The sequence below is a fragment of the Nonlabens marinus S1-08 genome (genome assembly GCF_000831385.1).
GTDB lineage: Bacteria > Bacteroidota > Bacteroidia > Flavobacteriales > Flavobacteriaceae > Nonlabens > Nonlabens marinus.
This window is the reverse complement of sequence record NZ_AP014548.1, coordinates 2,121,254-2,133,527: the sequence shown is the minus strand read 5'-3', so window position 1 is coordinate 2,133,527 and position 12,274 is coordinate 2,121,254. Positions and strand designations below refer to the sequence as shown.

Below are 12,274 nucleotides of genomic sequence, written 5' to 3'. Positions count from 1 at the left end.
CTTCCTCTCGCTCCTACCTCGCTCGTCGTAGACAGAAACGGCAAAGGTGTGAAACACCTGATCGAAGAATAGGTTTGTACTTGGCTAAGGAATCGCCTCCTTCACCAACTGGCACGAACAACGCATAAAGCGCGTCAGGCGTTCCAAATGCTCAACGCGAGGCTTCAATTCAATCACATTAACTATCTTCATCAACCAAAAACAATAAAAGGCAAGGTAACAGCCAAAGGTGAGCGAACGCCTCACACGCATTATACCTTTGCCGTTAGCAAACATACCGAAATGAAAATACTGCAAACAATCATAATTCTGTTTATAACCATTTCATCTTTTGCTCAAAGCAATTATGATGATAGTAAAATCTCGAACAAAACTAAAAAGGCAGTAAAGAAAATTGAGAAAGTCAATGAATTGATGAGTTCTGCGGTTTACTCATCTGGAATGAGACCAAAACAATGGGACAACTTTGAAACTTTAAAAAAAACAGCAACTGAAAGTGAATTGATTGAATTAACTAATCACCCTAATGGAGTTGTTAGAAGCTATTCGTTTTGGGCTTTATCTTACAATAAAAATGTTGACTTATTCAAAATCGTGAAAAACCATTTGAACGATGATGAATTAATTAGTACACAGTTTGGTTGTATCGGAGGACAAGAAAAAGTTGGCGATTTTTATATTCAGGTGCTAACACCTCAATACGTGGATTTAGATTCGAAAAAACTTAACAAACAACAATTTCGAGAGTTGGACAGCTTGTTAGTATACTCAAATAACAATCTAAATGCCAAGTATGGTGCAATTCAGCGAATAGAATCATCTGAATCTAATTATGGGAAAATCAAAGAATTATACCTTGAAAAAAATGACCAATCTGCATTAGTTAAATTAGCCAAATACAATAAAGTAGAGGATATTGAACTCATTCTCAATAATCGAGAAAAAGACAATTCTGAAGAAGGCGGATATTTTCATACATATAAAGCTATAAGTAATTTTCCAAATTCAGAATTCTTTACATTTTTAAAATCACAGCTTCAAAAGACTTTGGATAACACCCATTATAGTAATGAATGGACACAATTATACAGAGCAATTGCAAGCTATAAGAATGAAGAAGCAAAAAACCAATTACTGATACCTTTTACACAAGTCGAGCACAAGAATATTAGAAAATATCATTTGAATATGATTTTTTCCGCATTAAACGAATTTCAATCTGATAGCTAAGACGAACTTCTATGGAAGCTATGGGAAGAAGAAAATAAAATTTCGCCAAAGGTATTTGAGTATTTAAGCAGTTTAAATTCAAGTAAGACGTTTGAATTGACTAAAAAAAGTATGCAAAACCCTAATGAATTGGACATTGCGAATTTCAGTTTTGACAATTTTGAAGAAACAAAAAGCTTGAATGAACAAATGCTGGACTTAATAATAAATAAAGACAGAGATTTTGGGTTTCAATTAATCAGGGAAAACATAAAGAAATCAAACGTTCATAATTTCCCCTTATATGCTACAAAAGCATCTGAAATTAAAGACAAATCATTTGTAAAACCGTTAATAGAAATTTTAGAAATGGAATGGAATGCACATATTTATTTGTCTGCTACCAAAGCGTTAATCTCTTATGATAATCAAGACATAAATAAGCAGATTTTAAATGCAAGAACAAAAAACGAAAATTTAAGAAAGGATTGGGGCGGAAAAGCATTTGACAAATTACTCGCTGAAAACGGAATAGAATAAAAGTACGTTTGCTAACAACGTATATAAAAAATAACAGTTTAAAGCTTAAACGAAAGAAAATGAATAAATTATAGGTCAGTTATAATCCAAAAAGTTAGTGATTAAAATCCGCTACTTTTCATATACAAGACCGTTCAGGCCAATTGCCTGCGGCCGTAGTTCTCCGCTATGCTATTTTGATCAGCTCTTCAAACTAGTGCGATTCTAACATAAATAACGGTTGTTCAACCTGAATCAAACATCACGTCAGCTCATCAAAATAGCAAGACTCCCAAACCACTCAATTGGCCTGAACGGCAAAGGTGTGAAACACCTGATCGAAGAGTTGGTTTGTAATTAGCTAAGGCATCGCTTCCTCCACCAACTGGCACGAACATGGCATAAAGCGCATCAGGCGTTCCAAATGCTCTACGCGAGGCTACAATTCAATCACTTTAACTATCTTCATCAATCAAAACCATTAAAAGGCAAGGTAACAGCCAAAGGTGAGGGAACGCCTCACACGCATTATACCTTTGCCGTTGTAAGCAAGCTAAAAATACTGAATGGCGACATTATTAGAAGATATAAAAAAGCAATCTGATTGGACTGTAAAAGCGTTCAAATCCGACGGAATCGAATTAGACTACTCAATGGGAAGTTTAATTGAAATCGACCGATTTATCCAAAAATATACGAAAGACGGACAACCGATTAAAGGTGGTCGCCTTTCCAAAAATTTTGGTGGAACTATATTTTCGATAGGCTCTTATATCGGAGAAACTTTAATTAAAAATGTTCCTGATTCAAAATGGATTACGGACGACAATGACCCGAACGGAGAAGTGAATATCGAAGTGAATTTAGCAGACGGAACTCGTTGTTGGCCAATTCAAAGATTAATGAAAAGAATTCAAAACGGACTTGAAGACGGAATTTATCCATATGGAGTTAGTTTGACAAACAAAAAAGCTGATGAAAAATACGATGGTGCTTTTTGGAAAATAGAAACTGAAGTTCAACCAATGGAACCGAAAAAACCTTGGTGGAAATTTTAAAAATAAAAAGCCAGCTTACAACACCGTATAAAATTAATGGCTAGTTCTCGCCTACTTACGAAAATCCTTGCGGATTTTCTATCTGGTGTTTATTTGCTAAATTAAGTGCTTAAGCACGCCACTAATCTTATACAATCACATTCAGGCCAATTGCCTGCGGCCGTAGCTCTCCGCTATGAAATTTTGAATCTAAGGCCTAGATTTCTAAACGATTCGAATGCGAGCATTGCCAAAACTATCCATCAATCAAAAGGATCACAAAATTTCAAGACTCCCGATCTACTCTAGTGTCTTCCTCTCGCTCCTACCTCGCTCGTCGGAGACAGAAACGGCAAAGGTGTGAAACACCTGATCGAAAAGTTGGTTTGTAATTAGCTAAGGCATCGCCTCCTCCACCAACTGACACGAACATGGCATAAAGCGCATCAGGCAGTGCATTCCTCTCGCTGTGCTCGTCGGATGCAAGATGCTCAACGCGAGGCTACAATTCAATGACATTAACTATCTTCATCAAACAAAACCATTAAAAGGCAAGGTAACAGCCAAACGTGAGGGAACGCCTCACACGCATTATACCTTTGCCATTATATACAAGCTAAAACAAACATTAAAATTAAGAGAAATGGATTTAAAGAAAATCGAAAACTCGAACATTTATGAATTTCACGCAAAAGGTAAATTAACCGAAAACGATGCCAAGAACTTAATGAAATCGTTCCAAGAATTTAAGGAAAATAACGATAAAATTAGCTTGCTAGGAGTTATGGAGGAACTGCCGTGGCCGGAAGATTTTTCGTCACTTGATGAATTGTTCAAACTTAAAACAGCATCGCTCAATGTCATTGAAAAATATGCTATACTGTCTGACAAGAAATTAATGGCCAACTTAGTCCCGACAGCCAATTTTTTCACCCCAAACATGCCTATAAAAACTTTTGATAAATCCCAACGGGATGAAGCAATCCAATGGTTGAAAGAGACTGATAAAAAGACCTACAGAGCTGAAGACTACCTTACGGATGTGACCATAAATGAAATAGATGATGATGTTTTTGAGGTTGAATTGCATCACGACAAGCTAGACCATACATCTATGAGTGCACTTTATGAAATACTTGACAGAAAATCAAAAGAAAAAATCAATTTAATAATTGTGCTACATTCGTTTCCTGCCCTTGAAAACCTAAAAACATTTATGAAAGGAATTCAGGTAGATTTAAAAGCAATAGGGAAGGTTGGGAAATACGCCATAGTAACAGATAAAAAGTGGATTGATAAGCTATCAGGAGTTGCTGATTTTATAACCCCAGGAATGAAAATAAAGACCTATAAAATAAATGAATTGAATGATGCTCGAAAATGGGTATCAAATTAAATAAAGACAGTTGCCAATAACGGCTATTAGTAATTTCTTGTTCTCGCCTATTTCTGAAAATCCTCGCGGATTTTCAGTTTGATAAGTACTTGCAAAGTAATCAGCTTACACAAAAAAATCTTCATAGCCATTTTCTAAACCTGAAAATCACTCAAAGGCCGCCTTGAATTAGTAAAGCCTATCGCTTTTATTATTTAACTTTCCAGCTCTTTCACGATTCCTATGAAAAGAACTCTAGTCAAGGTTAGAAATAGTAAGGTTGCAAGAACCTTTCAGGCAAATCAAAAATATGCTCCACTACTTTTTTTCGTCGGTGGATTCATTCTCGACTCTTTAACTCTTGGGCGTATTGATCGGTTGTATGATTTAATTGCCTTATGCACCTACATGACCTTATTGACACTAAGCATTTATCTCTACAATATAGCTGATGATGGTAAGTGGAAAAATAGCTTTCTGAAACGATATGAGATGTACTTACCACTAGCCATTCAGTTTTTCTTTGGGGGTCTTTCAAGTGCGTTTGTAATTTATTTCTTTAGGAGTGTTTCTCTGTCTAAAACAGTCACCTTTTTTATCATTCTCCTTGCCTTATTTATTGCGAACGAGTTTCTTAAAAAGAGAATATCAAATAAGTATTTACAGTTCAGTGTTTACTTTTTTGTGAATTTTACGTTTTTCACTTTTATCACACCTGTATTTATTAAAATAATGAACACTTATGTTTTTATTATCTCAGGTTTTGTAAGTCTTGCCTTCACCATGGCTTTTATACTTTTTATTTATAGAACCAGCTACAGCACCCGTTTGGAGATTGGCATAAAAAAAATGATCAGTTTTATAGTAGTCATTTACACCACGATTAATTTATTTTATTTTTTCAACCTCATACCACCTGTACCTCTTGCATTAGATAGTGGTATGGTAGCACATGATGTTAAAGTAGAGAACAACCATTATGTGGTCACTTATGAAGCCAATGAATGGTATATATTCTGGAGAAAACACCATCTAGAATTTGCAGCCGTTCCTGGTGAAAAGGTATTTGTATTCACATCCATATTTGCCCCAACGGATATTAAGAAATCCATATTTCATCGTTGGAAATGGCATAACGATAGCACCGACACTTGGGAAATTGTCGATGATATAGGTTATCAAATTACTGGAGGCAGAGATGCTGGTTACCGCGGTTATACCTACAAAAAGAACATTAAACCAGGGCTTTGGAAAGTTGAAGTCATTACAGAGGAAGAGTTGATTATAGGTGTTATCGATTTTGAAATTATAATTGGAAGTTCCTTAGACTCCACCTCCCTAGTAGAAGAAAAGTTTTGACCATAGTGAGTTTACCGCAAAACTGAAATTAGAAAGCTGTTAAGACCTATTAAGTACAAAAAGCAAGAATCTGGATGCTATTGAGTAATTTAAAATCATGAATAAGTCCATAGTACAGAAATCCCTTTGGATCGCTACAATCGCGATTGTAGTAGCTTCTATCCTTCCCAATATTGCTGCTGATTATTGGTTGATTGACATCTTTTCAAATTTTAAATTCCAGTATCTCACCCTATCCATCGTATTGCTCATAAGCTGCTTCTTCTTGATTAAAAGGAGAATAGTACTGTTAGTCTTGTTAAGCTCTGCCGTTCTATGGAACGGCTATTTTATAGCTCCTTACTACTTCCAGAGCAACACTACCGAGTTGCCATCCCATAAAAAAGTGAAATTTACGAGTATCAATTTGCACTCCAGTAATTCAGAGAAAGAGCTTGTTCTCCAGTACATTACTGAAGATGACCCTGATGTTTTAATTCTAATGGAATTCACTCCTACCTGGCAAGATGCACTAGAGCCTATCATGGAAGCCTATCCATACCGCAAGCTGATGCCTAGGAATGATAACTTTGGAATTACTGTATGGAGCAAATACAAAATGCAAGGCACGGCTGATTATTTTGAATTGAATAGCAAGCCATCCATTATTGCAAATCTTCTCATTGAAAATATCAGCATGTCATTGATTGCAACACATCCTATACCGCCTATCAGTCAACAGACGTTTGAAAATAGGAATACCCATCTCTCCAACATCTTAGAAAACCGAGCTACTTATTCAGACCACCTTATCATCGCTGGAGATTTCAACACCTCCTCTTTCTCTAATCACTTCAGGAAGCTTACCAGAGGAGATTTGAAAGACAGCCGGCTAGGTTTCGGCCTGTTACCCACCTGGCCGGCAAACTATCTGTTGTTCCAAACCACTTTAGACCACTTCCTCGTTTCAAAAAACATAACCGTTCTAGAAAGATCCACTGGTAAAAATATTGGATCAGATCATTTGCCCATTAGCCTCACTGTGGGCATCCATTAAAATAAGTTCAGCGTTATTTATTTGAGTTTGCTGTAGTTAAGCATGGATTCACTTGCTTGCAGTGGGTTTGATGGGAATTTCGCTTTCGCGAAAGCGAACTTATTAACAAGCTAATTGCAGCGTTTCAGATCAACGGCTTGAGATCACTATAGAATTTCCACACTATGATGTTTCTAAGGTGCAAAAAGAAAACGAGACGCCTCTATAGCTTTTCATCATTTATTATTGATGGAATTGCACTAAATTTGAGTTTCTAATTTTAAGAAACAGGCTTTAAAAGCACGTTTTAAAAACTAATTATCCGTAAACAAAAGCATGAAAAACTTAATCGCAGTATTATTCCTCGCAGTATCCATTCAGGCCTATGGCCAAGAATCTGCCTTATTACGTCTCAATTATAATGAAGGTGATACCTATGAGGTCAAAGTAGTTCAAAAACAATCGACTGGAATTCAAGGCGGTACAGACATGACCATACTCATGGACATGAAAGTAGCGGAAGTTACTGACGACCTTATCAAAACAGAGTCTAAAATTTCTTCAGTTTCTATGGATATAAATCAAGGCGGGATGTCAATGACTTATGACTCTACTAAAAGTGATGAGGAACTGGATGCCACAGGAAAAATGCTAAAATCTCAATTGAGCCCCATGATGAATGCCGTGATTTATAGCAGCATAGACGTTTATGGAAATACGCTGGAAACAACATCAGAGCCTGCTGTACCTGGAATCGATCAATTTACAACTGGACAAGCTGCCATTAATTATCCTAAAGAAAAAGTAAGTGTAGGATCTTCCTGGACCACAGAAAACTCCAATCAAGGAATGAACGTAAAAACCACCTACACCGTGACTAAAATTGCTGATGGCATGGTTTATCTAGACATAAAAGGAGACGTGTCTGGTGCAGGTTCTGGATCTATGACAGGGGAATCTGTAGTAGAAATCAGCACAGGAACGGCTAAGACTTCAGATACAGAAATCACAGTGTCAGCCCAAGGGATTGAGGTTACTGTAGCTTCTAATGTTCAAATGACCAAGAAATAACATAGTACAGGTTTCTGTCCTCGAGATATAGAATTTCCATCGTAAAATTTAAAGCTCCATTCTTCTACATATAGAAAAATGGAGCTTTTTAGTTTTGCTTCAGCTCTATCAAGTTTTTAAAAATTACGTTTTATGGTTTGACGGTTCTAAGAGTAGTTTGAAGATCTATTTATTCTTTAAATAAAAGACTCCCAAAAACATCAGCATTGATGTAGCCTTCATCATTATTGGCGCCATGTGTTTTCTTAGATCCCATAAAGTTTTCACGAGTTAAGCGGCCATCATTATCTCCATACGCGACTGAAAAACCGATGCGCTTTTCGGCTTTTATTGACACTGGAATATTAGCGTTAGAATTTTCATCAAAGTTTTTACCGTAGAGTTTAATAGCCATTTCCCAGACGTACATAGATCCATTTTGCGATCGTTGTACATTGATGTGGTCATCAAAGAAAACGGTCTCCTCTTGGGTGTTTTTGTCGATCGCATGTCCTTCAGTAGAAACATGATAAGCAAAAGCCTGATGATTGAATTTGTGGTCTCCACCTGACCCATCCTCATCAATAAAAACCTCAACATAGTCTCCTTTCCAGTAGTTCTCGAGTCCATCTTTAAGTGTAGGATTTAAAAAATCATCATTCACTGCGACTATTAGATAAAGGAAGTCCTCATCCCAAGCTACTTTGAAACGTCCCTGATAATCTTCCAGAGCAACAGGATCTCCCATCCATATATAATTCATATCGTACCAATCCGATTGTGACCAAACCTCATCAGCAATACAACCATCAATTACAATTGGCACCTTTGATTTGTATGCGGTAAGTTTCCCGTCTTCCATGGCTTGAACTTGTTCAAAAGCATCAAATGGTTCACAAGGATGAACCATCGTGCTCTGAGATTTACGCGCAATAGATGTTTTACAGCTTATGAACGCCACAAAGACACTGATCGATAGAAGTTTCCAGAACAAGAAAAAATTAGTTGTCGTGGTTGTAATGATTTTATAATTCAATTTAGCTTAGTTTTTCAAATCTAGTTTTAAATAGCTGCGTTCTTCTTGTACGTAGATTTTTACCTCCGTTTCAATTCACATTGATTCCATTGAATATATGTTAAAAGCAGGCCTATAAAAATAGGTGTTTGATGAAAGTTGTACATTATGTAACAATTGGATTAAAGTAAAAACCCCCCTTAATTAGTCTTTGAATGAACTATCTCAAAAAAGAACTGTACAAATTAATACAAAAAGACCCTAAAATATTTGATTTTATCCAAGACTCTGCGCTCGACGGATTGTGGTATTGGGATATTGAAAACATGGAAGAGGAATGGATGAATCCAAAATTTTGGACTACCCTAGGTTACGATCCTGAAAAAATGCCGCATAAGGCAGCTGCATGGCAAAGTATTATTGATCCTGAAGATCTAGAGCTAGCGGTGGAGAATTGCCAAAAGCATTTTCAGAATCCTGACTTTCCTTATGATCAAACAGTCAGATACAAACATAAAGAAGGTCATACCGTATGGATACAATGTCGCGGTCTTGCCATACGTGATGATGAAGGCAAGCCCATACGAATGTTAGGAGCGCACACTGACGTTACTTCACTAAAAGAAAAGGAATTAGAGTTGACTAAAACTATTGAGCAAACGAGGGAGCAAAATGAACGGCTCAACAACTTTGCACATATCGTATCCCATAACTTAAAATCCCATTCCACTAATTTTGAGATGCTCCTAAGTATTTTTATCATGGAACATACAGAGTTCGAAACAGACGAGTTGTTTTCACATTTATTGACAGCTTCTAGCAATTTAAAAGAGACGATCAATCATTTAAATGAGATTGTAACCATCAACACCAGCGTTAAAGACAACCTCAAACCTATTGATTTAAACCAGGCGGTAGAAAATTCAATAGCAAGTAATACCTTTTTTGCTCAAAACTCAGACACAGATATCACAAATAACGTCGATGAAGGATTGATGATATTAGGAGTTGCCTCCTATGTAGATAGTATCCTCCTGAACCTAATTACCAATGGAATTAAATACGGTTCCAAGGAACGTCAAAGCACCGTTGTTTTTACCAGTGAGGAAACTGAGGATTTTATTATACTACACGTACAAGACAATGGAACTGGAATTGACTTAAAACAATTTGGTAAAAAGCTGTTTGGAATGTACAAAACATTTCACGGCAACAAGGATGCAAAAGGTATAGGCTTGTTCATTACTAAAAATCAAATTGAGGCTATGGACGGGAAAATTGAAGTGAAAAGTGAAGTAGATAAGGGTACCACCTTCAGTTTATATTTTAAGAAATATGAGCAATAAAAATGGAGCCCATTTCAAAGATTGGCAATTTTAAATTTGCTCGCTACAGCAATTGACAAATAATAATGAAGTAGTATTGAAAAAGAATTGGGGTTATAATATGTACAGCAAACTCTTACTTACCGCCTTATTAGGTATATGTGCCATCACCTCCATGCAGGCACAACAGCAGCCGGATACCCTTTTCCAGTTTCAATTTGACAATCCGCGCTATAGCGGCAATGACGCTCCTATCATTTACATTGATGGAAAACACAACAATTTACATCAGCTGGATGGTGGCTTTGCTCCTTTTGCTAAACTGGCAGAACGAGATGGATACCAGCTTGTAAAATTCAGCTCAAACACTGCATTAAGTGAAGTTAAGGTGCTGGTCATCGCTAACCCCATCAATTCTAAAAATCAGGGGAATTGGAGGCGTCCTATCTATCCAGCTTTTGCGGAAGATGAAATTCTTACGATCAAGTCTTGGGTTAATAATGGCGGAAGATTGCTTCTCATTGCAGACCACATGCCTTTTGCCGGCGCTGCAAACGAGCTGGCCAATGCATTCGGTTTTGATTTTTGTGATGGATTTGCACAGTTATCTGATAAAGATCAAGGATATGAAGCCTTCACAGTTGAAAACAACAGACTAGCAAACAGCATCCTGACAGATGGGACCTATGGAGCTGCTGTCCATAAAGTCATTTCATTCACAGGATCCTCTTTCAGGAAGCCTGATGAAGCTCTTGGGATCCTAAAATTCAATCAAAATGATCGATGTCTTGTTCCTGAGATTGCGTGGCAATTTGATGATTCCACCTTACAAGTGAATCTTAAGGATCAGTATCAAGGCGCGATTATGAATTACGGTAAAGGGAAAATAGCCGTATTTGGAGAAGCAGCATTATTTACAGCTCAAACGATTTCTCAAAATGGGAACACCTTTAAAGTAGGTTTCAATACCCCAGCGGCATTAGAAAATATTGAATTTGTGAGGAATGTGTTGCATTGGCTCTCAGCGGACTAGCGTTTTCACTTACTCAAACATAAAAAATCACTCAGTAATCTCAGTCTTTGATGCTGAATACTTTGATCTCAATCGGAAAACTACAAGAGCAAAAGCAGTGATTATTAAAAGCAATAGGAATACATAGCTCATCATCAAACTACTCCAGTTAGATATAAACCCTAACAATACAGGACCGACTAAAAAACCTAAAAACCCAATACCTGACACCACCGAAATTGCTACCGATGTACTCAATTGCTTAGACCTGCCCGCCATTCGAAACAGTTCAGGAATGATTACAGAAATACCTAAACCTAAGACCCCAAACCCTAGAACGCTGATAAATAAGTCTGCTGTCAAGATCAGTAAATAAGCCATCGCTGCGATGATCAAACCAGCTCCCATGGTTTTTATAGAGCCCAACCTCCTACTCACGCCATCCCCCAGAAATCTTCCCAGCGTCATCGTTAACGAGAAAATCACAAACCCATATCCTGCTTGGCTTTCTGTTACCTGAACCATGTCAAACAAGAATAAATTGCTCCAGTGCTCCACGGCACCTTCATTAAAAAAGATTATAAAAGCTATAATCGAGAGCCCAAACACAGGATTGATATTCTTGAAAATATTTGTTTTTTCTTGGTGCTCTGACTGTGGTGCTTCTTTAATAGCACTGTAATTTTTTGATAAGAAAAGATTTGTAACAATCACCAGTGAGGACATCAACAGCATGTGATAACTAGGATTAGAGAACTGTAAGATCAGAAAACTACCTATTCCAGCACCTAAGAATCCGCCGAGGCTGAAAAACCCGTGTGCCGCAGACATGAAGTTGTTGTTATTTCTGTTTTCAATAATAGAAACCAAGGAATTCATCGAGGTACTTGTAAAACCAGACAAAATTCCAGTGAGCAACAAGCTCCCACAAAGACTTATGTAATTAGCCGCCAAAAGCGGAAGATTGAACAATACGGCTAGAACTAAAATGCCTATTTGCGTACTGCGACCTACACCCAGCTTTTTGTTCAAATACGGTACGAAAGGAATAGAGATAAGCAATCCGATAGCCGTAAAAAATAGCGCAAAACCTACCTGGGAATCATCCAGCGCAAATTTCATTTTGATGTGAGGAATGTATAAAATCCACGTACCTATCAATATATTCACAGATGAAAACACCCAGGAAGGAGCAAAATAGTTTCGGTTGGAAAGAATCATTTGCAATGATTTCATCTACTTGAATTTTGGCTGTAAAGAAACGACACTTGTGACTTTTGAAAAGATTGCAATGCAAAAGATATACTTAAAGATTTCGTCATAGGTTCTGAGATCTTTAAAGTTTACGCTTTCGCGAA

Annotated in this window: 11 protein-coding genes; 9 read left to right on the top strand and 2 right to left on the bottom strand. The window is 37.1% G+C overall.

The window, feature by feature from the left end; translation table 11 throughout:
- Positions 1-282: 282 nt before the first annotated feature.
- The 7 genes from NMS_RS09790 to NMS_RS09760 all read left to right on the top strand — a co-directional run bounded on the left by NMS_RS09790 (position 283) and on the right by NMS_RS09760 (position 7,585).
- Entirely contained in the window at positions 283-1,230 is a 948-nt protein-coding gene (locus NMS_RS09790; RefSeq protein WP_041496542.1) for a hypothetical protein, read from the top strand.
- A 111-nt stretch (positions 1,231-1,341) separates the two neighbouring features.
- On the top strand, positions 1,342-1,749 hold the full coding sequence (locus tag NMS_RS09785; protein WP_041496541.1) for a hypothetical protein: 408 nt from the start codon (positions 1,342-1,344) through the stop codon (positions 1,747-1,749).
- Between the two features lie 545 nt (positions 1,750-2,294).
- On the top strand, positions 2,295-2,786 hold the full coding sequence (locus NMS_RS09780; RefSeq protein WP_052476897.1) for a hypothetical protein: 492 nt from the start codon (positions 2,295-2,297) through the stop codon (positions 2,784-2,786).
- Between the two features lie 622 nt (positions 2,787-3,408).
- Positions 3,409-4,161, top strand: a complete 753-nt coding sequence (locus NMS_RS09775; protein ID WP_158448993.1) for a SpoIIAA family protein — start codon at positions 3,409-3,411, stop codon at positions 4,159-4,161.
- A gap of 222 nt (positions 4,162-4,383) precedes the next feature.
- Positions 4,384-5,499, top strand: a complete 1,116-nt coding sequence (locus NMS_RS09770) for a DUF2914 domain-containing protein (RefSeq protein ID WP_041496539.1) — start codon at positions 4,384-4,386, stop codon at positions 5,497-5,499.
- A gap of 97 nt (positions 5,500-5,596) precedes the next feature.
- The gene (locus tag NMS_RS09765; protein WP_041496538.1) at positions 5,597-6,535 is read left to right on the top strand and encodes an endonuclease/exonuclease/phosphatase family protein; all 939 of its coding nucleotides are present in this window, start codon (positions 5,597-5,599) and stop codon (positions 6,533-6,535) included.
- A 315-nt stretch (positions 6,536-6,850) separates the two neighbouring features.
- Complete coding sequence (locus NMS_RS09760) at positions 6,851-7,585, top strand: DUF6263 family protein (RefSeq protein WP_052476896.1); 735 nt, start codon at positions 6,851-6,853, stop codon at positions 7,583-7,585.
- Positions 7,586-7,754: 169 nt separating this feature from the next.
- Here the strand turns inward: NMS_RS09760 and NMS_RS09755 are convergent, their stop codons facing one another.
- On the bottom strand, positions 7,755-8,600 hold the full coding sequence (locus NMS_RS09755; RefSeq protein WP_148311370.1) for a sugar-binding protein: 846 nt from the start codon (positions 8,598-8,600) through the stop codon (positions 7,755-7,757).
- Between the two features lie 194 nt (positions 8,601-8,794).
- On the opposite strand from NMS_RS09755, the gene NMS_RS09750 reads away from it, so the two are divergent.
- Positions 8,795-9,925, top strand: a complete 1,131-nt coding sequence (locus NMS_RS09750; protein ID WP_052476892.1) for a sensor histidine kinase — start codon at positions 8,795-8,797, stop codon at positions 9,923-9,925.
- 76 nt (positions 9,926-10,001) lie between these two features.
- Positions 10,002-10,937 (top strand): hypothetical protein, encoded by a 936-nt coding sequence (locus NMS_RS09745; RefSeq protein ID WP_148311369.1) that lies wholly within the window; start codon positions 10,002-10,004, stop codon positions 10,935-10,937.
- Between the two features lie 27 nt (positions 10,938-10,964).
- On the opposite strand, the gene NMS_RS09740 is transcribed toward NMS_RS09745, so the two are convergent.
- Positions 10,965-12,152 carry an MFS transporter gene (locus NMS_RS09740; RefSeq protein ID WP_041496536.1) on the bottom strand — a complete coding sequence of 396 codons (1,188 nt, stop codon included), beginning with the start codon at positions 12,150-12,152 and terminating at the stop codon, positions 10,965-10,967.
- Positions 12,153-12,274: the final 122 nt, after the last annotated feature.